A 24,772-nucleotide genomic window follows, 5' to 3' on the forward strand; every position below is an offset into this window, starting at 1 on the left:
GGGGGCGAATGCTTTATGGAGCCGCAATGGACGATACCCTTATACCGGTGAATGACCATCTCACGCTGCATGCCGCCGACGAGCGGTTTGTGCACGATCTGCACCAGTTAATTGTCAAAAACCGCGACTGGCTACAGCAGTTTCTCAACTGGCCGCAGTCGGTCACGTCCGTTGATGACACCCGTAAAACCGTGCAGAGCAATATACTGTTGCACCAGCGCGGCTACGCCAAAATGTTCATGATTGTGCGCGACGATGTGCTGGTGGGCGTGCTGGCGTTTAACGCGATTGAGCCGTTAAACAAAACGGCTTATATCGGCTACTGGCTGGATGAAGAGTGCCAGCGGCAGGGGATATTGTCTCAGGCCATGCAGGCAATGATCGATTTTTATGCCCGCCGCGGCGATATCCGCCGCTTTGTCATCAAATGCCGGGTGGCGAATCATGCCAGCAATCAGGTTGCCGGGCGCAACGGCTTTACGCTCGAAGGCTGCCTTAAACAGGCAGAATTTCTCAACGGCAGCTACGACGATCAGAATATCTGGGCGAAGATCGTCGATAAGGCCTGATCGCGCTAACTGGTGGCCTGCGACACCGCTTTGCGCAGGCCGTTTACCGCCGGTGAGTTCATCGGTGTGACCAGCGCGTAGTTGTAGTGATCATCACTCCAGTACTGGGCCATTACATCTTCGGCCTCGCGTTCCCCGTGAGGGAGTTTGACCGGGCTTAACGGGCGGATATACCAGCCGACCCGCGTTCCGTTCCTGTCCTGATACATAATCAGCGCCGCCGGGCCTTGCGCGGTGGCGATAAGCCGCGCACCGGATAAGGTGAAACCATACTGTTCGAGATTCGGCGGCTGGTTACCGTTAATAAAATACCGGGCGACCCAGCGGGTGAGTTCGGTTTGCTGGCTTGCCACCACATCCATTGGCGTGACGGCGGCATTATCAAAAAGTTTATAAGCCTGAACCGCGTCCTCCATCGGCTGATGAGTCATTAACATCTGCGACTCTTTCAGCTCCCAGCCCGTATAACCGCCCACGCTTAACGCCAGTACCAGCGCGAACGCGGTGGCCAGTTTCCACTGTCGCTGCTGGCGTACCTGGCGGCGTAAATAGTGTGGCTCCGGTTTTTCCAGGGCGATAGTTTGCTGGCTCATGGCCTGGCGGAGTTGTTGCGCGTCACGCCGCCAGCCTGCAACCTGCGCGGCGGCATCGGGGTTTTCTGCCAGATAGCGCTCGATACGCGCTGAGGTCGCCTCATCGGTTTCGCCATCCATCCAGGCATGCAGATCGTGTTCATCCGGTGGCAACGTCATTTCAGTCTCCTCAGCGGCAGCGGCGCTGCCGTACCGTCTAATTTCTCATGTAGCAATTTACGTGCGCGCGACAGGCGCGACATCACGGTGCCGGTCGGGATATCGAGCGTTTGGGCGACTTCTTTATAACTCAGCCCTTCAATGCTCACCAGCAACAGAATGGCACGATAATCGGTCGGCAGCGTGGCGAACACTGCCAGCGTATCATCCGCCATGGCCAGTGACTCGGTTGACGCGCCGGTGGCCTCCTCGCCGGTGAAAAAGGCGAGGATTTTCATATACCGCCGCTTACGCCGCTCGCCGTCAATAAATTGACGGTAAAGAATGGCGAACAGCCAGGCGCGCAGGCTCCGTTCGCCATCACTATTTGGGCTACGCGTCAGCGCTTTCATCAGGCAGCTTTGCACCAAATCTTCCGCGCTGTGCGGGTTGCGGGTTAGCCACAGCGCAAAGCGTTGCAAATGTGGCATCACCTGACGAATCTCATCATCAGTCAGTTGCATAGCTTGCCTTCATCGCTTGCGGGTTCCCGACATACTTTCAAAAACGCCATCGCGGAGCACGAGGGCATGAAACAGTGCGGCGGCCAGATGCAGCATCACCGTTGCGAACAGCGCCAGCGCCACCAGGGAATGCAGTGGCCGCAGTAGCGCGTAAGTATCATTATTCACCGGCAGGACGGGCGGTAACACCCAACCGGCGACAGTCACCGGATAGCCCGCTGCCGAGAGCATTCCCCAGCCAATCAGCGGTTGCGCAAGCATCATGGCATAGAGCGCCCAGTGTGAAAGATGCGCCATGGCGCGTTGCCAGCCCGCAAGCGTCGCCGGTAACGCCGGCGTGGCAGTATAAAACCGCAGCCACAGACGAACCAGCACCAGCACAAAAATCATCAAACCCAGTGGTTTATGGATCGACACCAGTAGACTGTGCAGGGATGAGACGGTGGAAACCATCACGACGCCAATAAATAGCATCGCGATGATCGCCGCCGCCATTAACCAGTGCAGCACGCGTAGCGCCGGGTGGAAATAGGCAACCTGTTTCATAAATGAGCTCCAGCCTGGGCGGATTGTTCACGGGTGCGCGCATTGTAAGATTTAGCATAAGCCGCAGAACGCGCATTGAGTAACGGATCGTCGGAGGCGGCAATGCCATCCGGCAGGATCAGCGGATCGTAATTGATGTCATTGCATGGCCCGTTTTGCTGTTCGGTTGCCCGGGTGAGAACCAGCGTTCCGGCGTTGATGGTTTGCCGGTCGGCCGGCCAGACTTTCGCCGCATTGCTGCCATCATCACCCGGCTGGGCGACGGTGATCAGCAGATCCCATTTCAGTGGCCCCTGCGCCAGACGCTGTTTGAGATCCGTTTGCAGGAAATTTTTATCACGCTTTTCGTCGGCGCTGATGGGCTGATAATCGGTGTGTGGCACCATGCTCCAGCGCACCAGATGCGCGACATCTGCTTTATCCATAAACCGGAATGCGTTCAGGCTGTTAAACCGATCGCTGGCCCAGCTCGACGAAGGCACATTCTGTTTTGCCCATGCCAGAAACGGCGCGACCTCCGGGTTGTTTTGCACGAAGGCTTTGAATTTCCCGGCATCCGGTTTGCCGGTTGCCGCATCGGGCAGCGAGGCAACCTGTAATTCATAGAATTGCTCAACAGTGGAGACCGGGAAGAAGGGCATTGCGTTCATGCCGGTGCGCCACTGTTCACCGTTTGCTAACTGAAACGCCAGCGCCAGACTGCGCACAGGCACAGCATAATCCGGCGCGGCGGGGTTTCCTCCGGCGATGGCAAAACGCCCGGTTACTGGCGTTTCTCCGACAGCAAATACCGAGGCGCGCGATAGCGTGCTGGCATTACCGTTAGAGATAAAACTGCCCGTAACGCAGAGCCCTTTGGCGTGATTTCGCCGATAGCCCGGATGCTCGCCGCCCGCTTGTTGTAAGACATTAACCAGTTTATCTGCGCTCAGGCGCGCAGGAGTTAACCAGCCTCCGCCCCACAGAAACAGCACAATCAACACCAGCGGAACAAATGCGATTGCCGCAAGGCGTGCAAGGATCTGGCCGGTCGTAAAAGGAGTGTTTGTCATAGTCGCTCACCTGCTAATCATGAGCGGATAAGACGAAGCAACGGCGGGTTTATTCCACACGAAAGAAAAAAATTTTTATGAAAAAAGCCTGCAACAGAGTGTTCGTTGCAGGCCCGGTGTTATCAGGGATGTCTCGTCGCAAAGTGCGTGGCAAAGGTGCCGTCTTTGCCGCCAGCCGGGTGACGGCCGCTACGGTTTACAAAAACTGCGCAAAGGTTGTTGAAGCGAAAATTCCGCAGCCTGGCAGGAGGAAAGTGAACAGGTCAGGGGGGGCGTTTTCTCCGCCGGGTGCCTCATAAACCACCTGCAACAATATGAAAAGTCGCGGATAAACGACGTCGGCTTTGATAACAGACAAGCGCCTTACAAAGAGCCAACCAGCGGCGTGCGGGTAATGTGCTGCGTGTCGTTAATCACTTTCGGCCCGCGTAACAGAATGCTTTCGCCTTCCTGCGCCTCGACGACCGCATCGCCGTAAATTTCAATCTGATGCTCGATCAGCACATTACCGTGAATGCGCGCATTGCCCTGAATCACCACTTTTTCATCCAGCTGCAATGGCCCGCCGCGTAGCCAGGCGCGACCGCCTACCAGCACGTGGTGTTTTAAAATACAGTTGCCTTCAACGACGGCGTTTTCGGCTACCTGCGAGCTGTAGCGAATGGTCGGGATCTCATCGTCAAGCGTCCCGGCGACCACGCGTGCGGCGCCATACACTTTGGCGCAGTCGCACACCCAGACATCATTGAGCTCGTTGCCTTCGAGCAGGGCGAAATCAAAGACTTCGGCGCGGTGTTCAATAAAGGCGTAATTGACGATGGCATCGCCATAAATTTGCGCCTGATGCACCACGCGCGAATGGCTGACGGTGGCGCGATCGTAAATCTGCAAAATCTGTTCGTTATCCAGCGTTAAACCTTTCGCGGCAATGATGTCGCAGCCGCTGAGAATGCGCGCATCGCCGCGTAAATGACATCCACCGCGCACCGTAGAGGCCTGAACGGTGACGTTGTCACTTAATTGCGCGCCGTGGCTTATCTCACTGCCGTCAACCCAGGCGTTATCCGCAATTATGACATCGTGGCAAATCACGCACGGCTGGGTGATCCGCGCATTGCCACGCACTGCGCTGCCAAGAAAAACCATGCTGTTTTCATCGTAAATCCAGCAGTTTCCTTGCTGATCGAGCACGTTTTCATTATCGACCCAGCCACCGGCGCTGCCCGCCACAACATCGTTGAAATCGCGCAGGGCAATAATCTGGCGCAGGGCGACGGATCGCTTCTCGCCGCCAATCTGGTAATGCATTGTCCGTTGCTCATCACTGAGCCGATACTTATTCATGCTACATTTCCCCCATCTGCCTGAGTTAAACGTAGCAAATTTTACGCCGCTGGCTATCCGCCAGCGAAAGCAATAAAATGCACAAAAAATACAACTTATAAATTCGCGACGTATTGAGGAACAGCATGACCACCCGCACTGATAACTACTTTACTGAAAAATACAGCATGACCCCGACCCATTCGGAAGTGCTTAACGCCATGAATTATGTCCAGCCGGGTAAAGCGCTGGATCTCGGCTGCGGTAATGGCCGCAACAGTCTGTTTCTCGCCAACCGGGGTTTTGATGTCACCGCGTGGGATAAAAACCCGAACAGTCTGAGCAACTTACAAAATATTCGTGAAACAGAAGGGCTGGAAAACTTACATATTGAGGCGGTTGATCTCAACCATCTCAGTTTTGACGGCGAGTACGATTTTATTCTCTCGACCGTAGTGCTGATGTTTCTGGAAGCGAAAACCATCCCAAGGCTGATTGCCAATATGCAGCGCTGCACCAAACCCGGCGGCTATAACCTGATTGTCGCGGCAATGGACACGGCAGATTTCCCGTGCACGGTCGGCTTCCCGTTTGCTTTTAAAGAGGGGGAGTTGCGCGATTACTACGTCGGTTGGGAACTGCTGAAATACAACGAAGAGGTGGGTGAACTTCACCGCACCGATGCCAACGGTAACCGCATCAAATTACGTTTCGCCACGATGCTGGCACGCAAATCCGCGTAACTTATCCTGCTGCGGCAGTAAAAGCGCCGGAAGCTGGCCTCCGGTTTTTACTGCCAGCCCTCCGTATTTCTCTTTCAATCTCTACTGCGCCACTTCCCGCTATTCGCCGGGTAAATGCCTCCTGCAAAGGGTTGAAGGATGACGGGGATAAATTGCCATCACATGGGTAGCAAATGCCGGATTACAAGGCCATCCGGCAGGTTAGATCGGACTATCATTACGGGGTGAATGCCGTTCCAACGCCATCCCCGGTCTGTTTTAACGCGCCGCCAGCAGGCAGAGCTGCAGCGCAACGTTATAAGAGGCTTCGAAAGCGCGTAGCGGCAGGAACTCAAAACGCGAGTGGAAGTTATGCGCGCCGGTGAAGAAATTTGGCGTCAGCAAACCTTTAGCAGAAAGCGCCGCACCGTCGGTGCCGCCGCGCATCGGGGTCGGTTTTGGCGTGATACCCAGTGATTCCATGGCTGTGAACAGTAAATCAATCGCCCGGCGATCTTCGCCAATCGCGTTGCTGATATTGCTGTAGGTATCGCTGATGCTGTACTCTACTTTCGCGGTGGGATACTGAGCCGCAATTTTTGCCGCAACATCGGCGATTTGCTGTTTGCGTTTAGCAAAACTCTCGCTGTCGAAATCACGAATGTTGGCGTTCAGCGTCGCGTAGCTCTGCACGGCATTGATACCGTTAAACCAGATATAACCTTCGCGTCCTTCCGTGTGCTCCGGCGTTTGTTGACGATCAAAGTGGCTGATGTAATCCATTGCCATTAACAGCGGGTTCACCAGCACGCCTTTCGCCGACATCGGGTGCGCGGTCACCCCGGTAAACTGAATTTGCGCGCTGGCGGCGTTAAAGTTCTCGTAAACGATTTCGCCCAGTTCGCAGCAGTCGATTGTCCAGGCAAAATCAACATCAAAACGCGCTAAATCCAGCGCCTTCGCGCCACGCAGGCCCACTTCTTCATCGGGTACAAAGGCCACCACGATATCGCCGTGACGCTGTTCTGGCGTCAGGTTTTCCAGCAGCGTCATCACCACGGTAACCGCGGCTTTGTTATCCGCACCGAGTACGCTGGTGCCGTCACTGAAGATTATCTCCTCATTCGGATAAGCGAGGATCTCCGGATGCTCATCAACGCGCAGCCAGATATCCTGCGCGCGGTTCAGGCAGAGATCTTGCCCCTCAAAGCGCAGGATCTGTGGATGAATATGCGGGGATAAACCGACGTCCACGGTGTCGATATGGGTGATAAAACCAATGCGCGGCGCACCGGGAACATTGCCTTTTTTGACGGCGGTGACGGTCGCGTGATCGTCAATAATGATCTCTTCAAGACCCAGTGTTTTCAACTCATTAGCCAGTTCACGCGCCATATCAAACTGCCCGACGGTGGTGGGTAAAGTGGTGGCCGCCGGATCGCTTTGGCTGGTGATGCTGAGATAGCGAAAGAAGCGATGCGTTAATTGACTGGAGAGCGACGACGTCATAGTGATTCCTTCTTTATTCGAATTATCAGGTGTTTGCAAATTCACTTTAATGTTATTTATGAGAGGGCAAACAACAAGCCTTTACAATAAAACAACAGGAAAAACTATGATTAGCAAACCGACAACACTTGCTCTGGCGTTGGCCGCGATGATAGTGAGTTCTTCTGTGGCGGCGAAAACGCTGGTCTATTGCTCGGAAGGCTCGCCGGAAAACTTCAACCCACAACTCTATACCTCGGGCACCAGCGTGGATGCCAGCGCGGTGCCGGTCTACAACCGGCTGGTGGATTTCAAAGTGGGCACCACGCAACTGCAACCCAGCCTCGCGGAAAGCTGGGATGTCAGTGAAGACGGCAAGATTTACACCTTCCATCTGCGCAAGGGGGTGAAATTCCAGAGCAATAAATACTTCACGCCAACGCGCGACTTCAATGCCGATGATGTGATCTTCTCGTTTATGCGGCAAAAAGACGCCAGTAATCCCTATCACAATGTCTCTAACGGCACTTACTCGAACTTTGAAAGCCTGGAGTTCGGTTCGCTGATCACCGCGATTGATAAACTCGACGACCATACGGTGCGCTTTACGCTGGCGCACCCGGAAGCGCCGTTTGTCGCCGATCTTGGCTGGTATTTTGCGTCGATCCTCTCAGCGGAATACGCCGATGCGATGTTAAAGGCAGGAACCCCGGAACGTGTCGATATGGATCCGATTGGCACCGGTCCGTTCCGCCTGGCGCAGTACCAGAAAGATTCGCGCATTCTGTTTACCGCGTTCGACGGCTACTGGCAGGGCAAAGCCAAAATTGATCGTCTGGTCTTCAGCATCACGCCGGATGCGTCCGTGCGGGTGGCAAAACTGGAGAAGAACGAGTGCCAGGTCATGCCATTCCCCAATCCGGCCGATTTACCGCGCCTGAAAGAGAATAAAGACATCACGCTGATGAGCAAAGCCGGGTTAAACACCGGGTTCCTGTCATTCAATACGCAAAAAGCGCCGCTGGATAATGTCAAAGTGCGCCAGGCGCTGGCGATGGCGATCAACAAACCGGCGATCATTCAGGCCGTGTTCCAGGGAACGGGCACCGCAGCGAAAAACCTGCTGCCGCCGGGCGTCTGGAGCGCGGATAGCGAACTGAAGGATTACGACTACGATCCGGAAAAAGCCAAAGCGCTGCTGAAAGAGGCCGGATTTGCGCCGGGAACAACCATCGATTTATGGGCCATGCCGGTGCAACGCCCCTATAACCCGAACGCCAAACGGATGGCCGAGATGATCCAGGCGGACTGGGCGAAAGTGGGCGTGCAGACCAAAATCGTCACTTATGAGTGGGGCGAATACCTGAAACGGGTGAAGGGCGGCGAACACCAGGCAGCCTTGATGGGCTGGACTACCGCCACCGGCGATCCGGATAACTTCTTTGGCCCGCTGTTTACCTGTACCTCAGCCAATGGCGGCTCTAACTCGGCGAAATGGTGTTACGCGCCATTTGACAAAATTATCGCCGAAGCGAAAGCCACGACCGATCATGAAAAACGCGTCGCGCTGTATAAAGAGGCGCAGCAGATGATGCATGATCAAATGCCGGCGGTGATGATTGCCCACTCAACGATTTTCGAACCGGTACGCAAAGAGGTGCAGGGCTACGAAATCGACCCGTTTGGCAAACATATTTTCTGGCAAGTCGATCTGAAGAAATAGCCATCAATGGGCGAGCGAACCCTGTACGTTAGCGGTTTGCTCGTCCATTTCTCTGCGCGTTAACCTTGAGGGTATCGGCGTTGTCAACGCTGCCGTTTTTCCCCCCACAAAACGCCGCTGCGTTTGCTATACCTTAAGAGCAATTCCGCACTCACAGGGACATCCTCATGCGTACTCATGCATTGGTTAGCGTTGCCGTCTTTTCCGGCCTGCTGGCGTTATCAGGCTGCGCGTCAAAAGTGACGCAACCGGAAAAATACTCCGGGTTTCTAAAAGATTATTCAGGGCTGCAGGAAACCACTTCCGCCACCGGTAAACCGGTACTTCGCTGGGTGGCACCGGGTTTTGATCCGGCGAAATACGACAGTATTGTCTATCACCCGGTGGTCTATTATCCGCTGGCGAAACCTACCAGCCAGGTAAATCAACAGGTGCTGGATGGCGTTCTCAACTACACCAACAGCAAGTTGAAAGCTGCCGCCGCCGCGCGTAAACCGCTGGTGACATCGCCAGGCCAGCACAGCCTGATTTTCCGCGGGGCGATAACCGGCGTGGATGCCAGCAAACAGGGGTTACAGTTCTATGAAGTGGTGCCGGTGGCCATGGTCGTGGCGGGAACGCAGATGGCAACCGGTCATCGCACGATGAACACGCACCTCTATTTTGAAGGCGAGCTAATTGATGCGCAGACCAATGCGCCGGTGCTGAAAGTGGTGCGCCAGGGACAAGGGAAAGATGTGAATAACGAAAATGCGCCGGTCACCGTCGACTCTCTGAAACAAGTTATTGACGATATGGCGACCGACGCGACGATGTTTGATATCAGCAAGCGTTAGCTTTTCGCCGTGTTCCGCGCCCGCCCAGCCAGGTTTCCGGGCGGGCAAACATCACCAGATTGCCGGTAAGGATCAGCAGTAACCCGGCAACGCCATTGAAATGCCAGATATAGCCCTCGAAAAACGTCGAAACCGTCAGCGCAACCAGCGGAAACAGCAGGGTGCTGTAAGCCGCTTTGCTGGGGCCAATGCGCCCGACCAGCGTAAAATACGCGCCAAAGCCAATCACCGATCCGAACAGCGCCAGGTAGACCAGCGCGCCAAGGTAACTGGCCGTCCATTGCGGGGTGAAATCGTCACCGCGCAGCAGGCCAATCGCTCCCATAATTAACGTTCCATAAAGCATCGCCCAACTGTTGGTGGTGATGGTTTCCAGCCCTTTGCGCTGATGGCGGAGGCTTATCATATTGCCAAACGAGAAACCCAGCGTGCCCAGCGCCGACAGGCCAATCCCCATCAGTAACGTTATGCTCCAGCCGCTGGTGACCAGATCCTGCCAAAACAGCGTCACAATCCCCGTCAGGCCGAGGAGCGCCGCGACAAAAAAGCGCGCCGGTGGCTTTTGACCAAAAAAGAGATAGCTGTTTACCGCGTTAAATAACACCGCCATCGAGAAGATCACCGACTCCAGCCCGGTGCTGATCCACGCCGCAGCGGTATAGAAGCACCAGAAGTTAAAACCAAACACGCAGCAGCCCTGGAGCAGGCAAAACAGATGATCGCGCAGCGGCAGGGCGCGCAACTTACGCTGTGCCAGCAGTACCAGCATCATTGCCACTGTGGCCAGTGCAAAGCGCCAGAAGATCGACACCGGCGCGGCGACCGGCCCTTGTTGTAGAAAAATCGCAATCCAGGTTGTCCCCCAGATAACCACCACCAAACCGTACAGCAATGCGTTCATATTGAGTTCCAGTGCGTAAAACGAATGCTGAGTGTGGCAAAACCGCAACGCAGGCGATTGCACCGGTTTGCGCCGGACTTGCATATTCTTGCGCTTTTCTTTACACAACGCTGGTATCCGCCGCCAGCTATTCATAGACTGGGGTTCTGGTGAATTTATGATAATTTCCGTGAATGTCTGAACACTACGAAGCCTTTGAAAACTTGAGTAAACACAACGCCGTATTGCACAACTCGGTGGCGCTGCACTCTGGCATTCAACTGGCGGCCTGGTCGAACAAACGCGACAACATCACCCAATATTGCAATCACCATACCCTGAGTTTGTACGTTGCCGACGGCTATGAGAGCTATCACAAAACCGCCTACGGCTGGAAAAATGGCGGCGGGCCGGATCGCTTTTGCCTGATGCCGAAAGAGAGCGAATCGGTGTGGGATATCCGCGATACGTTGTCTTTTGTCCACCTTTACTGCACCGATGAGCACCTGCGTGAAGTGGGTGAGCAGGTGTGGGATCGCAGCCCGGCATCGTTCACGCTGGATGAGAAAACATTCTCCCAGGATGCGCGTATCACCGCGCTTTATCGCCAGTTTTTGCTCGGTTGCGACTGGCAGCAAAACGCCAACCAGTTAACGCTGAGTACCGCATCGACGCTGTTACTGACGCACCTTGTGCAGCACTACAGCAACGTGCAGTGGCAACTGCCGACCGTAACGGGCGGCTTAGCGCCCGTGGTGCTTCGCACGGTGCTGGAGTATATCGATGCGCATCTGGCAGAACCGCTGCTGCTGGCGGATCTGGCCGCGCAGGCCGCGCTGAGCGAATACCATTTTGCCCGCATGTTCCGCCAGTCAATGGGCGTGGCGCCGCACCAGTTCGTGATGCAACGGCGCATGGCGCGGGCGAAAGATCTGCTGCTTCATAGCGTTCAGCCGCTGACCACCATTGCGCTGGCCTGCGGTTTTAACTCGGCCAGCCACTTCAGTAACCGCTTCAAAGCGGCGAAAGGCATTACGCCCTCGCAGTTACGCGCGTCGCGCTAAGCGTAATGCGCTGTAGCAGATCCCGCCGATCGCTAAGCCCCAGAATGCAGACCCAATCCCCAGCAGCGTGACGCCGCTTGCGGTAACCAGAAAGGTGACCATCGCGGCATCGCGATCGCGTTCGGTGATCAGCGCCTGGTGCAGGCTGCCGCTCATCGTGCCCAGCAGTGCCAGCCCTGCCAGCGTCTGGATCCAGCTTAATGGCAAGGCGGTGAGCAGCGAGGTTATCGAGCCGCCAAACAGACCGGCTAGCAGGTAAAACACCCCGGCTGCCGCCGCGGCCAGCCAGCGCTTTTCCGCCTGCGGGTGAGCATCCGGACTCTGGCAAATCGCCGCCGTGATGGCGGCAATACAAATGGAATAGACACCAAACGGCGAGAACAGCAGTGCCAGCGCGCCGGTAAAAATAATCAACGGTGAAACCGGCACGTGGTATCCCGCCGCCTGCATCGTGGCAAAACCGGGCGCATTCTGTGAGGCCATTGTCACCAGAAAGAAGGGTATACCGATGCTCACCAGCGAGGACCAGTGGAATTCCGGCGCGATATAAGTCGGGGCAACGACCGCGATAGTGATTTTTTGCGTGACAACGTCACCGCTTAGCCACGCCACCAGCCCCCCGACCAGAAGTGTGGCGACAATGGCATAGCGCGGTACCAGCGCTTTGCAGATAAGCCAGGCCAGCAGCATGCTGCCACACAAGACGAAATGCCCCTGAATATTGCTAAACGCCTGCAAACCGAAGCGCAGCAAAATGCCCGCCAGCATGGCCGCGGCCAGCGTGTGGGGAATGATTTTCATCAGCCTGGCGAACAGCCCGGTAATGCCACACAGGACAATTAATGCATTGGCAAAGATAAATACGCCCACCACTTCATTCAGTGAAACCCCTTGTAAGCTGGTCGCCAGCAGCGCGGCGCCTGGTGTTGACCAGGCCGTAAGCACCGGCATGCGATACCAAAGACTTAACACCAGCGTGCTGATGCCCATACCCAGACCGAGCGCGGTCATCCAGCCGGCGATTTGCGTGGCAGTTGCGCCCGCCGCCGATGCCGCTTGCCAGATAATGGCGGCGGAGCTGGCATAACCGACCAGCACCGCGACAAAGCCAGCCAGCAGGCTGGAAAAAGGCAGGGCAGACGCGCGAGTAAAGGTGGCGTGCGACATGAAATAATCCTTGTGCGTTATAGCATCCGCATAAAATATCACTGGCCGTTATAGCGCACAAGCTGGCAGTGCAATAAGGTATTTAGCGTGGTTATAGTTTCGCTCTCTAAAAAAGAAACGCTGCGCTATACTGCCCCGGATTTTTCTTCCCGGAGGCGTAATGAACATCGCAGACTACCTGGCAAGCACCTTAAAACTTCTCCGTCAGGGCCGTGGCTGGAGCCTTTCCAGGCTGGCAGAAGAAACGGGCGTTTCCAAAGCGATGCTCGGGCAAATTGAGCGTAATGAATCAAGCCCGACAGTGGCCACACTCTGGAAAATCGCCACCGGCCTGAACGTGCCGTTTTCTACCTTTATTGCGCCGCCGGAGAGCGATACCCCGCACGCCTACGATCCTGAACAGCAGGCGATGGTAATCACGCCCATTTTCCCGTGGGATGAAAAGCTGCACTTTGATCTCTTTTCAATAGCGCTGGCGCCGGGGGCGATAAGTGAATCGACGCCGCACGAAAGCGGGGTGATTGAGCATGTGATTGTCATCAATGGTGCGCTGGATTTATGTCTCGGCGGGCAGTGGAAAACATTTACCAGCGGAATGGGTGTGCGCTTTGCGGGCGATGAGGCCCATGCCTATCGCAACAGTTCCGCACACACCGTGCATTTCCACTCGTTGATCCATTATCCAAAAGAAAAAGCCGCAAGCACGCCTGCGGCTAAAAACGACGACGATAAATAACATGACAACGTTGACCCGCGATACTTCGGGCTGCAGGAAAGTTCAGCCTCACCTGCAACCGGCAGTACGGTGGATAAAACGTGACGAGGAATGTCCGAGCCACCACTCTATCGCCGCATGAAACGCAGCGGAAATAGCAATTTCGACATTGCATTGCCGACAGACGCAAATTCCCCCTGCGGCAGGTGGTGAAACGCCCCGGTTGTGACTACAATAGCCGCCATTTTGTACATAATGGATAACGACGATTGTATGCGCCTGCACCCCCATCATCTTGAACTGTTAAGCCCGGCCCGCGACACCGCCATCGCCCGTGAAGCGATCCTTCATGGCGCTGACGCGGTCTACATTGGCGGCCCTGGCTTTGGCGCGCGCCACAACGCCGGTAACAGCCTGCGCGATATCGCCGAACTGGTGCCGTTCGCGCATCGCTACGGCGCGAAAGTGTTTATCACCCTGAACACGATCCTTCATGATGACGAGCTGGAACCGGCGCAGAGCCTGATCCATGACCTGTACCAGGCCGGTGTCGATGCGCTGATCGTGCAGGATATGGGCGTACTTGAGCTGGATATCCCGCCGATTGAGCTGCACGCCAGTACGCAGTGCGACATTCGCAGCGTGGAAAAAGCCAAATTCCTCTCCGATGTCGGTTTTAGCCAGATTGTGCTGGCGCGTGAGCTGAACCTGGAGCAGATCCGCGCCATTCATAACGCGACCGACGCCACCATTGAGTTCTTTATCCATGGCGCGCTGTGCGTGGCGTACTCCGGACAGTGCAATATCTCCCATGCGCAGACCGGGCGCAGCGCTAACCGCGGCGACTGCTCTCAGGCGTGCCGCTTGCCCTATACGCTGAAAGACGATCAGGGCCGCGTCGTGGCTTATGAAAAACACCTGCTGTCGATGAAAGATAACGATCAGACTGCCAACCTGGCGGCGCTGATCGATGCCGGTGTGCGCTCTTTCAAAATTGAAGGGCGCTACAAAGATATGAGCTACGTGAAGAACATCACCGCACATTACCGCCAGATGCTGGACGCCATTATCGAAGATCGCGGCGACCTGGCGCGTGCGTCCGCCGGACGTACCGAACATTTCTTTATTCCCTCGACGGACAAAACCTTCCATCGCGGCAGCACCGATTATTTTGTCAATGCGCGTAAAATTGATATCGGCGCGTTTGATTCACCGAAATTTATCGGCCTGCCGGTCGGTGAAGTGCTGAAAGTAGCGAAAGATCATCTCGATGTTGAAGTGACCGAACCGCTGGCCAACGGTGATGGCCTGAACGTGCTGGTGAAGCGTGAAGTGGTGGGTTTTCGTGTCAACGTCGCCGAGAAAACGGGCGAGAACCGCTACCGCGTATTCCCGAACGAAATGCCGGACGTGCTGCGAACACTGCGCCCGCACCACGCGCTGAACCGTAACCTTGACCATAACTGGCAGCAGGCATTATTGAAAACCTCCAGCGAGCGTCGCATCGGCGTGGATATTGAGCTGGGCGGCTGGCAGGAGCAACTGGTGCTGACGCTGACCAGCGAAGATGGCGTCAGCGTGACGCACACGCTGGACGGGCAGTTTGACGAAGCCAATAATGCGCAAAAAGCGCTGGAAAGCCTGAAAGACGGGCTGGCGAAACTGGGGCAAACCCGGTATTACGCACAGGCGATCACCGTGAATCTGCCGGGTGCGCTGTTTGTGCCCAACAGCCTGCTCAACCAGCTGCGTCGCGAAACGGTAGAGATGCTGGAAGAGGCCCGGCTGGCGAATTACCAGCGCGGCAGCCGCAAACCGGTGGCGACACCCGCGCCGATTTATCCGGAAACACACTTGTCGTTCCTGGCAAACGTCTATAACCATAAAGCGCGTGAATTTTATCACCGCTACGGTGTGCAGCTGATTGACGCCGCCTTCGAAGCGCATGAAGAGAAGGGCGATGTGCCGGTGATGATCACCAAACACTGTTTGCGCTTCGCCTTCAACCTGTGCCCGAAACAGGCGAAAGGCAACATCAAAAGCTGGCGCGCGACGCCGATGCAACTGGTGCATGGCGACGAAGTGCTGACGCTGAAGTTTGACTGCCGTCCGTGTGAAATGCATGTGATTGGCAAAATTAAGCACCATATCCTGAAAATGCCCCTGCCGGGCAGCGTAGTGGCGTCGATAAGCGCCGATGACTTAGTAAAAACGTTGCCAAAACGCAAATAAACAAAGGGTGGCGCTGTGCCACCCTGTTTTTTTACTGTCCCTAAAACAATTCTTCTGAATAGCTATAAATTATCCCGCCGCGCTAATAACAAGCATGCGTTAATAACCGTAATACGTTAATCTAGCCGGGCGAAAATAATAAGAAATGGCTTATTGATGATATTCACGGAGAGGAAATGCGTAAATTTACGTTAAGCGCCTTGCTTGTTGCTGGTGCTTTTTTATTGTCTGCCTGTACGCCTGGCCCGCTCGGAACGCAGCGTTATCAGGCCTATACCGGTAGCGACGCGACAGTGGTCTACACCCAGGCTAATAAGGCTCATCAAGGGCTTTTTTATTTCCAGCGTTATAACAAAGAGGGCGACTGCTTTAATTCCGCCGAGATGATTTACATCAGCAATAATATGCTGGAAGGCGTTGTTGACCGGCTTTTTACCAGCCGTCTGAAAGGCGATCAATACTGGACATTAATTGTTCAGGATAATTCAAGCGGCAGGATGTGGATCCATGAGACCGCATTTTTCCTTGAAAAAGGAAAACACTATGTGGCAATCAGCTCCCGCGGCGCGGTCGAAATTCCGGCGGATTTGAATATCACCAGCCAGGACGATCTGGATAAAGTGTATGACCGCTACCAGGATAAACCGGCGAAACCGTGGAATTTACGCCGTGGCATCTGCAAGTCCTGGTTATCCAAAGCGATGGGATCGTAATCTCCTGAGCAAGCGGCGTTAAAACCGTATCTGCCAGATAAAAAAACAGGCCTTTCGCCATCACGAAAGGCCTGTTTGCATTGCGGGCTGGATTAGCGGTCGTCACCCGGACGACTTTCTTCCGGCAGCGGTGGTTTCTTACCGTTGTGTTTGTCGCGGTGTTTGTCATCCGGGCGCGGCGGCTTATCTTGCTTATGTTTCGGCGGCGGCGCATCGTGCGACGGTTTTTTATCACCGTTATGCTGCGGGCCATTTTGGTACTGTTCCGGCGGTAGCGGCGGACGTTCGTCAGCAAACGCCATCGAAGAGAAGCTCACCGCCAGAATGGCAGTCACCAGTGCACTCTTTTTCATCTTTTTCATCCTTACTCGTTCTGTTGCGTGGCGACGATTTGACGATAAAAAAGTGAAGGGATTATGGAGCGTTACGCCTTCGGGATTATTCCTGGCGGCGCGGAGGAAGATAGCGCCAGTAAGGCGGTGAACCGAAACTCGCCAGTAAAAAATCGATCACCGTGCGGGTGTTAAGCGACGGGTATTTCCCGCCAGGATAGAGCAACCACAGCGACTGCTGCGTTGCCGAATAACTGGCGGTAAAATCAGGCATGAGCGCCACAAGCTCGTTGCGATTCAGCATTTCACCCACTTGCCAGTCCGGGAAAAGTAATATTCCCGCATCACTCAGTGCGGCCTGTAACAGCAATTCCGCGTTATCGGAAACGATTTTGGCCTGCGGCGAAAACTGGACATATTTCTCTCCCCGCTGAAAACGCCAGCGCTGTAAACCACTTTTCCCGCGATACGCCAGTAACCGGTGCGATTGCAACTCCTCTGGCGTGTTCGGTTGACCATAACGGCGCACGTAGGCGGGGGTCGCCACCAAATGGCACTGCTGATGCGCAATCAGCCGACCGTGCAACTCAGAATCCTGCAGCGCCGCGATACGCAGCAGCAGATCCGTACCGTCGGCAAACGGGTCGATATAGTCATCGTTCAGGTTCAGTTCGATATGCAGACGCGGATAGCGCTCGCTCAGTTCGCTGATTTTGGGGCCAATATGGCGCAGGCCAAACGAGATTGGCGCATTAATGCGAATGCGCCCGCCAGGCTCATCGCGACGCTCGTCCACCTGCGTTTGCGCGTCCGCAAGCTGCTGTAACATGGCGCGAAACGTGTCGGCATAGATATGACCCGCCTCGGTGGCAATCACCGCGCGCGTGTTGCGGTACAACAACTGGGTTTCCAGCGCCTGCTCCAGTTGCTGAACCACGCGCGATAGCGATGAGGCCGCCAGACCTTCATTGCGTGCGACTTCGGATAAATTTCCCTCGCGAACAATGGCGAGAAACAGCTGCATTGAGCGGGCACTAATTTGACTGAGCTTATTCATCTGTGCGTAATCCGCAAAGGTCTATGGCGCATTGTAGTGTTTTTGCGAACAGGTTTCATCGTTAAGCTACGCGAACAATTAATACGGAGAAGAATCATGAGCACTATAGTGAAAGCCTTCGATGAAACCGTCCGCCAGCGTTTTTCCGCCCGCGCATTTTTACCAACCCCGTTAACGGACGAGCAAATTCGGGACGTGTTGCAGGATGCGCAATATTCCCCGTCTAACTGCAACACCCAGCCGTGGCATGTGCATGTGGTTTCCGGTGAAACGAAAAATCGTCTTGGAAAAAGGATGACGGAAAACGATCTGCAAGGGCACCAGACGCCGGATTTCACCTTTTCTTATGATGATTTTCATGGCGACTATTTTGAGCGCGCTCATGAGCAAGCGCGGATTTATTACGAGGCGATAGGCGTGGCGCGTGAAGATAAAGCACGGCGCAAAGAGGCTTATCTGCGAAATTATCAGTTTTTTAACGCGCCACACGCCGCTTTTCTGTTTATGCCATCTTTTGGCGACAACATCCGCGTTGCCTCCGACATTGGCATGTATGCGCAGAGCTTTTTGCTGTCATTGACGGCGCGTGGTTTTGCCGGAATTCCGCAGACTTTACTGGGTTTTCACGCCGATATGATCCGCGAAGAACTCGGTGTTTCCGCTGATTATCGGCTGCTGTTCGGCATCTCGTTTGGTTATGCCGATATGTCTGCGCCCTCTGCGAAAACACGCATGCCGCGGATTCCCGTTGAGCAAAGTGTGGTGATGCACGGGTAACGCCGTGGTGACCAGAGACGCTAATGACGAGCGTCTCTGGTCAGTGTTATGCGGCACAAAGCGCGCGGGCGCTTTGTTTCCACTCATCAACCTGATCGGGGTGCAGAAAGGAGAAATAAACGGTGGTGTTATCAGGCAGGATATTTTGCAACGCCTGCATGCAGTTGGCTTCGCAGGGGCGTAATTCGATATACACGCTGGTGATCGGCAACTGTTCATCGACATTGCCAGAGTTCTCAATGCGTCGTATCGCCGCAATCAGTGCCGCCATTTCGCCATGCAATTTTACCCAGTTATTGGTGTAAATATCCGGTGGCATCTCAATACGCATCTGGCTATTGCCAAAGGCGTAGCGGGAATTACCGCGCAGCGTGTATTCGACGGTGGCGCAGCACGATTCCGGGCCAAAACCATCTTGTTTAACCAACTTCTTTTTGTCTTCCAGCGTACGGCGAACAATCGGGTAACCCGACCGGAGATTGTAAGGCGTCTGAACGAGGTTAATCATTATTTCTCCCTAAACGCATGAAAAATCGCAGCTCTAATGTAAATTGGACAACGAAAAGCGTAGTGAACGATCCCGGAAATTTCTAGCCGGGATCGTGCGTTGCCCATGGCCAGTTAGTGCGATTTAAACCCCGCCGCCGACATCAGAAGCCGGAACACCATACTGACCGCAAACAGTGCCAGCACGCTGCCTCCCCAGATTATTAACATCCACATCAGGCGGTTAAAAAACGACTGTTTCATTAATGGTACCCCGCGCCATGTTGCACCTTGCCGCGAAACACGTAGTAACTCCACAAGGTATAAACCAGAATAATCGGGATGATCAGCAGGGCACCGACCAGCATAAAGCCCTGGCTTTGCACAGGTGCCGCGGCCTGCCACAACGTGATATCCGGCGGAATAATGTGCGGCCAGATACTGATGCCAAGCCCGCTAAACCCGAGGAAAATCAGCCCCAGCGTCTGCACAAATGGCAGCGTGTGGGAATCCGGGTTGCCGAGGCTGCGCCACAGCCAGGCACTCAGTACCACAACTAACAGCGGTACCGGCGAGAAGAAATAGAGATTCGGCAAGCTGAACCAGCGATCGGCAATTGCGGAATGCGTCAGCGGCGTCCACAGGCTAATCACGGCAATCACCACCAACATCGCCAGCAACAGTTTTCTCGCGGCCTTGCGCATTTTCCCCTGCAACGGCTCTTCGCTTTTCATCACCAGCCAGCTCGCGCCGAGCAGGGCGTAAGTGATGACCAGCCCGACGCCGCAAAACAGGTTAAACGGCGTCAGCCAGTCGAGCGCACCGCCGCTAAACGTACGGCCCGTCACCGGAAAACCGTTCAGCACCGCGCCCACCACCACCCCCTGGGTAAAGGTGGCAAGCAGCGAGCCGGAGAGAAACGCTTTGTCCCAGAACGGCCGGTGCGCGGGTGTGGCTTTGAAGCGAAACTCAAAGGCCACGCCGCGAAAGATAAGACCGATCAGCATTAAGGTCAGCGGAATGGTCAGCGCATCGACAATCACCGCATACGCCAGCGGAAACGCGCCGAATAACCCCGCGCCGCCGAGCACCAGCCAGGTCTCGTTGCCATCCCAGACCGGCGCGACACTGTTGACCATCACGTCGCGATCGTGAGCGTCACGCGTGACGGGAAACAGGATACCGATACCAAGGTCAAAACCGTCCATCACGATATACATCAGGGTGGCGAAGACGATAATGACAAACCAGATTAACGAAAGATCGATGCCCATTATTTATCCTCATCCGCCTGGAGATGTTCGCCCGCCGCAGACAGCGGTCGCGCCGGAGTACCTTGCGTGGCGTGCTCATCACGCTCCTGCGGCCCTTTGGTGATCAGCCGCACCATGTAGCTGTAACCCACGCCAAAAACGGAACAGTAGACAACAAAAAACGCCAGCAAACTGAGGCTCATTTGCAGATCGCCATGGGCGGAAACCGCATCGGCCGTACGCAACAAGCCGTATACCACCCAAGGCTGACGACCCACTTCCGTCGTGACCCAACCGGCAAGAATGGCAATCAACCCCGCGGGCCCCATCCATAGCGCGAAGTGTAAAAACGGTCGCGACTGATAGAGCCGGTCGCGAAAACGCAGCCATAGCGCCGCGACGCCCAGACCAATCATCAGCACGCCAAGCCCGACCATAATGCGAAACGACCAGAAGACAATCGGGGAATAGGGGCGCTGATCTTTAGGGAAATCTTTCAGCGCCGGCACTTGCTTGTCGAAGCTGTGCGTCAGGATCAGGCTACCGAGCGCCGGGATCGCCACGGCATAACGCGTGCGCTCCTGCTCCATATCCGGCAGGCCAAACAGCAGCAACGGCGTCGCTTCGCCGGGCGGGTTCTCCCAGTGGCCTTCGATGGCGGCAATTTTTGCCGGTTGATGTTCAAGCGTATTCAGCCCGTGCATATCGCCGACCATCGCCTGAATCGGTGCCACAACCAGCGCCATCCACATCGCCATAGAAAACATCTTGCGGATAGCTGGCGTATTATTGCCGCGTAACAGATGCCAGGCGGCAGACGCGCCGACAAACAACGCACTGCTTAAGAATGCCGCAATAGTCATGTGCATCAGCCGGTACGGGAAGGAGGGATTAAAGATAACCTTAAACCAGTCGACCGGCACCACCTGCCCATTTTCAACGATAAAGCCCTGCGGCGTATGCATCCAGCTATTGGACGCGAGGATCCAGAAGGTGGACATAATGGTGCCCAGCGCGACCATACAGGTGGCCAAAAAGTGCAGGCCAGGGCCGACTTTGTTCCAGCCAAACAGCATCACGCCAAGAAAACCTGCTTCAAGGAAGAAGGCGGTCAGCACTTCATAGGTCAGTAATGGCCCGGTAATGCTACCGGCGAACTGGGAAAAACCGCTCCAGTTCGTGCCGAACTGATACGCCATCACCAGCCCGGACACCACCCCCATACCGAAGTTAACGGCGAAGATCTTCGACCAGAAATGGTACAGCGTGCGCCAGTCCGGGTTGCGGGTTTTAAGCCACAAACCTTCAAGCACCGCCAGATAGCTGGCAAGGCCGATGGTTATTGCCGGAAAAATGATATGAAAAGAAACGGTGAAGGCGAACTGTATTCTCGCCAGGTAAAACGCGTCTAAACCGAACATGCACAACCCCAATGTCAATGTTGTGGCGTCAATGTTAATGAGCACAAGCGTGAACTTGCAGAAACAGATACAGGTAATTTTCGTATAACAGTTCCCTGTAAAGGGTATGGCAGGTTGCGGATTAGTCCAGACGAAGCGGTAACCCGTAACCATAACAGTGCGCATAATGGGCTGTTTTGTATAAACTGATATAGCAAGATGGCGCACCGCGTGCCATGATGTAGTCGTTTTGTTAACACGTGAAAAATCATGAAAAAATACCAGCGCCTGGCGCAGCAAATCGCAGAACAAATTGAGCTTGGGGTCTGGCGACCCGGAGAGAAGCTGCCGTCGCTGCGCGAGCAGGTCGTCAGCAGCGGGCTGAGTTTTATGACCGTCGGTCATGCGTATCAGTTGCTGGAAAGCCAGGGACGGGTGATTGCCAGGCCACAGTCCGGCTATTTTGTCGCGCCAGCGCCTGGCTTGCCGCGTGCGCCGGCGGCCAGGATCACGCGTGACGAAGCGGTGGATATCAATACCTATATTTTTGACGTGTTACAGGCCAGCTGCGATGCCTCGGTGCTGCCGTTTGGTTCCGCCTTTCCCGACCCCAAACTGTTCCCGATGCCGCAGCTCAACCGGTCGCTGGCAAAGGTGAGCAAAAGCGCCACCGCCATGAGCGTGATAGAAAACCTGCCGCCGGGAAACAGCCAGTTGCGCCACGCCATTGCCAAACGCTATGCCCGCCAGGGGATGAACATTTCGCCGGATGAGATTGTTATCACCGCAGGCGCGCTGGAAGCGCTGAACCTCAGCCTGCAGGCGGTGACAGAACCGGGGGACTGGGTAATTATTGAAAGCCCCTGTTTCTACGGCGCGTTGCAGGCGCTGGAACGGCTGAAGTTAAAAGCGCTGTCGGTACCGACTGATGTAAAAGAGGGCATCGATCTTGAGGCGCTGGCGCAGGCGTTAAGCGACTATCCGGTCAAAGCCTGCTGGCTGATGACCAATGCGCAGAACCCGCTCGGGTTTACCTTAAGTGCTGCGAAAAAGGCGCAACTGGTCGCGCTGCTGGCACAACATAACGTCACGCTGATTGAAGACGATGTTTACAGCGAGCTTTACTACGGGCGTGAACAGCCGTTACCGGCCAAAGCCTGGGACACGCAAGACATGACGTTGCACTGTTCCTCCTTTTCTAAATGTCTGGTCGCCGGGTTTCGCGTCGGCTGGGTTGCGGCCGGACGCCACGCCAGGCGCATTCAGCAATTGCAATTGATGAGCACTTTATCCACCAGTTCACCGCTGCAACTGGCGCTGGTCGATTATTTATCGACGCACCACTACGACGCTCATTTGCGCCGCCTGCGTCGACAGCTTGCCGAGCGCAAACATCTGGCCTGGCAGGCGTTGCTGCGGCATCTGCCGCCGGAAGTGAAAATCTATCGTAATGAGAGCGGCTATTTCTTATGGCTGGAGTTGCCCGCCGGGCTGGATGCCGGTGAACTGAGCCGGCAGGCGCTGGCGCACCATATCAGCATTGCGCCGGGAAAAATGTTTTCGACATCCGACAACTGGCGTTCGTTTTTCCGCTTTAATTGCGCCTGGGTCTGGGGCGATAAAGAGGAGCGGGCGGCAATGCAATTGGGTGAATTAATTCGCCAGATGATGAATTAAACGCACCCGTCTTTCTTATTTTATGAATAACTTATTCTCCCGTTAAAAATAACGGCGGCGAAAATATGACGTGCGCCGTCATTATTTTCTGCGCTCCCGAACCTGGTATTCATAGGAAATGTGAATAACAACACAGATTAACGGACGTTCGCTAACCCCTTGTCTATACTCCAAAAGAGCGCGCAGTAGCATTTTCGTTGTTAACGCAATGCGTCATCTGTCACATCCTTGCGAAATTTCCGACGGGCCACATTCATGCCGTCAGCGCGCCGTCTATTTTTATTAAGGGAGATATATTTACGGCAAGGCTGCCGCACTTTTTTCATTGCGACAGGAGTAGAAAATAATGAGCAAGAAATTTGCCCGCAGCAGCCTGTGTGCGCTGGGTCTGACCGTCATGACCGCACACGCCGCCGAACCAACCGAAGTGGGAAAGGGAGAAGGTCGGCTGGATATTATCGCCTGGCCCGGCTATATCGAGCGCGGCCAGACCGATAAGCAATATGACTGGGTGACCGCCTTTGAAAAAGAGACCGGTTGCGCGGTGAATGTGAAGACCGCTGCCACGTCCGATGAGATGGTGAGCCTGATGGCGAAAGGTGGCTACGACCTGGTGACCGCCTCCGGCGATGCCTCTTTACGCCTGATCATGGGGAAACGCGTCCAGCCAATCAACACCGCGCTTATTCCCAACTGGAAAACGCTTGATCCGAAGCTGGTCAAAGGCGATTGGTTTAACGTCGGTGGAAAAACCTACGGCACACCGTATCAGTGGGGGCCCAACCTGCTGATGTATAACACCAAAACGTTCCCGACGCCGCCGGATAGCTGGTCGGTGGTCTTTGTGCAGCAAAATCTGCCGGATGGCAAAAGTAATAAAGGGCGCGTGCAGGCCTACGATGGCCCGATTTATATCGCCGATGCCGCGCTGTTCCTGAAAGCCACGCAACCGCAACTGGGTATTGACGATCCGTACCAGCTTACCGAAGCGCAGTATCAGGCGGTGCTGAAAACCCTGCGCGATCAGCATTTGCTCATTCACCGTTACTGGCATGACACTACGGTACAGATGAGCGACTTCAAGAATGAAGGCGTGGTGGCTTCCAGCGCGTGGCCTTATCAGGCGAATGCCCTGAAAGGTGAAAATCAGCCGATTGCCACTGTCTTTCCCAAAGAAGGGATAACCGGCTGGGCGGATACCACCATGCTGCATGCCGACGCGAAACACCCGAACTGCGCCTATAAGTGGATGAACTGGTCGCTGACGCCAAAAGTGCAGGGCGATGTGGCGGCGTGGTTTGGTTCACTGCCGGTGGTACCGGAAGGGTGCAAAGCCAGCACCTTGCTGGGTGAAAAGGGCTGCGAAACCAACGGTTACAGCTTCTTTGACAAAATCGCCTTCTGGAAAACGCCGGTAGCGCAAGGCGGCAAATATGTGCCTTACAGCCGCTGGACGCAGGATTACATCGCCATAATGGGCGGCCGTTAACCTGCCAGGAGCGCGC

General features: G+C 55.1%; 25 protein-coding genes. 11 read left to right on the plus strand and 14 right to left on the minus strand.

The annotated features are described in order from the left end of the window. Positions 1-26: 26 nt before the first annotated feature. Entirely contained in the window at positions 27-569 is a 543-nt protein-coding gene (rimL, locus tag H650_RS01670; RefSeq protein ID WP_016495961.1) for a 50S ribosomal protein L7/L12-serine acetyltransferase, read from the plus strand. Positions 570-574: 5 nt separating this feature from the next. On the opposite strand, the gene H650_RS01675 is transcribed toward rimL, so the two are convergent. The 5 genes from H650_RS01675 to ydcK all read right to left on the minus strand — a co-directional run bounded on the left by H650_RS01675 (position 575) and on the right by ydcK (position 4,766). After that, the gene (locus H650_RS01675; RefSeq protein WP_016495962.1) at positions 575-1,321 is read right to left on the minus strand and encodes an anti-sigma factor family protein; all 747 of its coding nucleotides are present in this window, start codon (positions 1,319-1,321) and stop codon (positions 575-577) included. Further along, entirely contained in the window at positions 1,318-1,824 is a 507-nt protein-coding gene (locus H650_RS01680) for an RNA polymerase sigma factor (protein ID WP_016495963.1), read from the minus strand. Before H650_RS01680 ends, H650_RS01675 begins: the two co-directional genes overlap by 4 nt. Before the next feature lie 9 nt (positions 1,825-1,833). Next, positions 1,834-2,370, minus strand: coding sequence for a cytochrome b (locus H650_RS01685; protein WP_016495964.1), 537 nt, complete (start codon positions 2,368-2,370; stop codon positions 1,834-1,836). Next, positions 2,367-3,422, minus strand: coding sequence for a catalase family peroxidase (locus H650_RS01690; protein ID WP_016495965.1), 1,056 nt, complete (start codon positions 3,420-3,422; stop codon positions 2,367-2,369). Before H650_RS01690 ends, H650_RS01685 begins: the two co-directional genes overlap by 4 nt. A 363-nt stretch (positions 3,423-3,785) precedes the next feature. Then, on the minus strand, positions 3,786-4,766 hold the full coding sequence (gene ydcK, locus H650_RS01695; protein ID WP_189660088.1) for a YdcK family protein: 981 nt from the start codon (positions 4,764-4,766) through the stop codon (positions 3,786-3,788). A gap of 125 nt (positions 4,767-4,891) precedes the next feature. Here ydcK and tehB point away from each other — a divergent pair, with 125 nt between their 5' ends. Further along, complete coding sequence (gene tehB, locus H650_RS01700; RefSeq protein ID WP_016495967.1) at positions 4,892-5,488, plus strand: tellurite resistance methyltransferase TehB; 597 nt, start codon at positions 4,892-4,894, stop codon at positions 5,486-5,488. Between the two features lie 258 nt (positions 5,489-5,746). Here the strand turns inward: tehB and pepT are convergent, their stop codons facing one another. After that, positions 5,747-6,976, minus strand: coding sequence for a peptidase T (gene pepT / locus H650_RS01705; protein WP_016495968.1), 1,230 nt, complete (start codon positions 6,974-6,976; stop codon positions 5,747-5,749). A 106-nt stretch (positions 6,977-7,082) separates the two neighbouring features. Between pepT and H650_RS01710 the strand changes: the two genes are divergently transcribed. Together H650_RS01710 and H650_RS01715 are read left to right on the plus strand one after the other, a co-directional pair. Continuing rightward, complete coding sequence (locus tag H650_RS01710) at positions 7,083-8,678, plus strand: ABC transporter substrate-binding protein (protein WP_016495969.1); 1,596 nt, start codon at positions 7,083-7,085, stop codon at positions 8,676-8,678. A gap of 167 nt (positions 8,679-8,845) precedes the next feature. Further along, positions 8,846-9,514, plus strand: a complete 669-nt coding sequence (locus H650_RS01715) for a DUF3313 domain-containing protein (RefSeq protein ID WP_016495970.1) — start codon at positions 8,846-8,848, stop codon at positions 9,512-9,514. On the opposite strand, the gene H650_RS01720 is transcribed toward H650_RS01715, so the two are convergent. Further along, positions 9,501-10,415: a DMT family transporter gene (locus H650_RS01720; RefSeq protein ID WP_016495971.1), complete on the minus strand. Its 915-nt coding sequence runs from the start codon at positions 10,413-10,415 to the stop codon at positions 9,501-9,503. The two genes, H650_RS01715 and H650_RS01720, sit on opposite strands and share 14 nt — an antisense overlap. Positions 10,416-10,588: 173 nt before the next feature. Here H650_RS01720 and H650_RS01725 point away from each other — a divergent pair, with 173 nt between their 5' ends. Further along, the gene (locus tag H650_RS01725) at positions 10,589-11,458 is read left to right on the plus strand and encodes a helix-turn-helix transcriptional regulator (protein WP_016495972.1); all 870 of its coding nucleotides are present in this window, start codon (positions 10,589-10,591) and stop codon (positions 11,456-11,458) included. Here the strand turns inward: H650_RS01725 and H650_RS01730 are convergent. Then, positions 11,441-12,625 (minus strand): benzoate/H(+) symporter BenE family transporter, encoded by a 1,185-nt coding sequence (locus tag H650_RS01730; protein ID WP_016495973.1) that lies wholly within the window; start codon positions 12,623-12,625, stop codon positions 11,441-11,443. The genes H650_RS01725 and H650_RS01730 overlap by 18 nt on opposite strands. 160 nt (positions 12,626-12,785) lie before the next feature. Here H650_RS01730 and H650_RS01735 point away from each other — a divergent pair, with 160 nt between their 5' ends. The 3 genes from H650_RS01735 to H650_RS01745 all read left to right on the plus strand — a co-directional run bounded on the left by H650_RS01735 (position 12,786) and on the right by H650_RS01745 (position 16,285). Next, positions 12,786-13,361, plus strand: a complete 576-nt coding sequence (locus H650_RS01735) for a helix-turn-helix domain-containing protein (RefSeq protein WP_016495974.1) — start codon at positions 12,786-12,788, stop codon at positions 13,359-13,361. Positions 13,362-13,613: 252 nt separating this feature from the next. Next, the gene (locus H650_RS01740; protein ID WP_016495975.1) at positions 13,614-15,572 is read left to right on the plus strand and encodes a peptidase U32 family protein; all 1,959 of its coding nucleotides are present in this window, start codon (positions 13,614-13,616) and stop codon (positions 15,570-15,572) included. Between the two features lie 176 nt (positions 15,573-15,748). Next, a complete protein-coding gene (locus tag H650_RS01745) occupies positions 15,749-16,285 on the plus strand; it encodes a hypothetical protein (protein WP_016495976.1) in 537 nt (178 codons plus the stop codon). Positions 16,286-16,377: 92 nt separating this feature from the next. Here the strand turns inward: H650_RS01745 and H650_RS01750 are convergent, their stop codons facing one another. After that, positions 16,378-16,638 (minus strand): hypothetical protein, encoded by a 261-nt coding sequence (locus tag H650_RS01750; RefSeq protein ID WP_016495977.1) that lies wholly within the window; start codon positions 16,636-16,638, stop codon positions 16,378-16,380. 85 nt (positions 16,639-16,723) lie between these two features. After that, positions 16,724-17,674 carry a LysR family transcriptional regulator gene (locus H650_RS01755; RefSeq protein ID WP_044489350.1) on the minus strand — a complete coding sequence of 317 codons (951 nt, stop codon included), beginning with the start codon at positions 17,672-17,674 and terminating at the stop codon, positions 16,724-16,726. Positions 17,675-17,770: 96 nt separating this feature from the next. Between H650_RS01755 and H650_RS01760 the strand changes: the two genes are divergently transcribed. After that, complete coding sequence (locus H650_RS01760; protein ID WP_016495979.1) at positions 17,771-18,451, plus strand: nitroreductase; 681 nt, start codon at positions 17,771-17,773, stop codon at positions 18,449-18,451. Positions 18,452-18,497: 46 nt separating this feature from the next. Here the strand turns inward: H650_RS01760 and H650_RS01765 are convergent, their stop codons facing one another. From H650_RS01765 to H650_RS01775, 4 genes are all read right to left on the minus strand, one after another. Further along, positions 18,498-18,959 (minus strand): PH domain-containing protein, encoded by a 462-nt coding sequence (locus H650_RS01765; protein WP_016495980.1) that lies wholly within the window; start codon positions 18,957-18,959, stop codon positions 18,498-18,500. Between the two features lie 113 nt (positions 18,960-19,072). Beyond that, positions 19,073-19,201 carry a DUF2474 domain-containing protein gene (locus H650_RS24305; protein ID WP_016495981.1) on the minus strand — a complete coding sequence of 43 codons (129 nt, stop codon included), beginning with the start codon at positions 19,199-19,201 and terminating at the stop codon, positions 19,073-19,075. Then, positions 19,201-20,211, minus strand: a complete 1,011-nt coding sequence (cydB, locus tag H650_RS01770; RefSeq protein WP_016495982.1) for a cytochrome d ubiquinol oxidase subunit II — start codon at positions 20,209-20,211, stop codon at positions 19,201-19,203. The genes H650_RS24305 and cydB overlap by 1 nt, the downstream gene beginning before the upstream one ends. Then, complete coding sequence (locus tag H650_RS01775; protein WP_016495983.1) at positions 20,211-21,611, minus strand: cytochrome ubiquinol oxidase subunit I; 1,401 nt, start codon at positions 21,609-21,611, stop codon at positions 20,211-20,213. The genes cydB and H650_RS01775 overlap by 1 nt, the downstream gene beginning before the upstream one ends. A 249-nt stretch (positions 21,612-21,860) precedes the next feature. On the opposite strand from H650_RS01775, the gene H650_RS01780 reads away from it, so the two are divergent. After that, a complete protein-coding gene (locus H650_RS01780) occupies positions 21,861-23,267 on the plus strand; it encodes an aminotransferase-like domain-containing protein (protein WP_016495984.1) in 1,407 nt (468 codons plus the stop codon). Between the two features lie 346 nt (positions 23,268-23,613). Further along, positions 23,614-24,756, plus strand: coding sequence for a putative ABC transporter substrate-binding protein YdcS (gene ydcS, locus H650_RS01785; RefSeq protein WP_016495985.1), 1,143 nt, complete (start codon positions 23,614-23,616; stop codon positions 24,754-24,756). Positions 24,757-24,772 lie beyond the last annotated feature (16 nt).

Origin of the sequence: Enterobacter sp. R4-368, from assembly GCF_000410515.1 — a bacterium.
Lineage (GTDB): Bacteria > Pseudomonadota > Gammaproteobacteria > Enterobacterales > Enterobacteriaceae > Kosakonia.

Coding starts and splice junctions, on each gene's coding strand:
- H650_RS01765 (WP_016495980.1), bottom strand. CDS start 18,959: ATGATTAACCTCGTTCAGACGCCTTACAATCTCCGGTCGGGTTACCCG.
- tehB (WP_016495967.1), top strand. CDS start 4,892: ATGACCACCCGCACTGATAACTACTTTACTGAAAAATACAGCATGACC.
- H650_RS01720 (WP_016495971.1), bottom strand. CDS start 10,415: ATGAACGCATTGCTGTACGGTTTGGTGGTGGTTATCTGGGGGACAACC.
- H650_RS01675 (WP_016495962.1), bottom strand. CDS start 1,321: ATGACGTTGCCACCGGATGAACACGATCTGCATGCCTGGATGGATGGC.
- H650_RS01680 (WP_016495963.1), bottom strand. CDS start 1,824: ATGCAACTGACTGATGATGAGATTCGTCAGGTGATGCCACATTTGCAA.
- pepT (WP_016495968.1), bottom strand. CDS start 6,976: ATGACGTCGTCGCTCTCCAGTCAATTAACGCATCGCTTCTTTCGCTAT.
- H650_RS01745 (WP_016495976.1), top strand. CDS start 15,749: ATGCGTAAATTTACGTTAAGCGCCTTGCTTGTTGCTGGTGCTTTTTTA.
- H650_RS01750 (WP_016495977.1), bottom strand. CDS start 16,638: ATGAAAAAGAGTGCACTGGTGACTGCCATTCTGGCGGTGAGCTTCTCT.
- H650_RS01760 (WP_016495979.1), top strand. CDS start 17,771: ATGAGCACTATAGTGAAAGCCTTCGATGAAACCGTCCGCCAGCGTTTT.
- H650_RS01780 (WP_016495984.1), top strand. CDS start 21,861: ATGAAAAAATACCAGCGCCTGGCGCAGCAAATCGCAGAACAAATTGAG.
- H650_RS01755 (WP_044489350.1), bottom strand. CDS start 17,674: ATGAATAAGCTCAGTCAAATTAGTGCCCGCTCAATGCAGCTGTTTCTC.
- H650_RS01685 (WP_016495964.1), bottom strand. CDS start 2,370: ATGAAACAGGTTGCCTATTTCCACCCGGCGCTACGCGTGCTGCACTGG.
- ydcS (WP_016495985.1), top strand. CDS start 23,614: ATGAGCAAGAAATTTGCCCGCAGCAGCCTGTGTGCGCTGGGTCTGACC.
- ydcK (WP_189660088.1), bottom strand. CDS start 4,766: ATGAATAAGTATCGGCTCAGTGATGAGCAACGGACAATGCATTACCAG.
- H650_RS01735 (WP_016495974.1), top strand. CDS start 12,786: ATGAACATCGCAGACTACCTGGCAAGCACCTTAAAACTTCTCCGTCAG.
- H650_RS01730 (WP_016495973.1), bottom strand. CDS start 12,625: ATGTCGCACGCCACCTTTACTCGCGCGTCTGCCCTGCCTTTTTCCAGC.
- H650_RS01710 (WP_016495969.1), top strand. CDS start 7,083: ATGATTAGCAAACCGACAACACTTGCTCTGGCGTTGGCCGCGATGATA.
- rimL (WP_016495961.1), top strand. CDS start 27: ATGGACGATACCCTTATACCGGTGAATGACCATCTCACGCTGCATGCC.
- H650_RS01690 (WP_016495965.1), bottom strand. CDS start 3,422: ATGACAAACACTCCTTTTACGACCGGCCAGATCCTTGCACGCCTTGCG.
- H650_RS01740 (WP_016495975.1), top strand. CDS start 13,614: ATGCGCCTGCACCCCCATCATCTTGAACTGTTAAGCCCGGCCCGCGAC.
- H650_RS24305 (WP_016495981.1), bottom strand. CDS start 19,201: ATGAAACAGTCGTTTTTTAACCGCCTGATGTGGATGTTAATAATCTGG.
- cydB (WP_016495982.1), bottom strand. CDS start 20,211: ATGGGCATCGATCTTTCGTTAATCTGGTTTGTCATTATCGTCTTCGCC.
- H650_RS01725 (WP_016495972.1), top strand. CDS start 10,589: ATGTCTGAACACTACGAAGCCTTTGAAAACTTGAGTAAACACAACGCC.
- H650_RS01715 (WP_016495970.1), top strand. CDS start 8,846: ATGCGTACTCATGCATTGGTTAGCGTTGCCGTCTTTTCCGGCCTGCTG.
- H650_RS01775 (WP_016495983.1), bottom strand. CDS start 21,611: ATGTTCGGTTTAGACGCGTTTTACCTGGCGAGAATACAGTTCGCCTTC.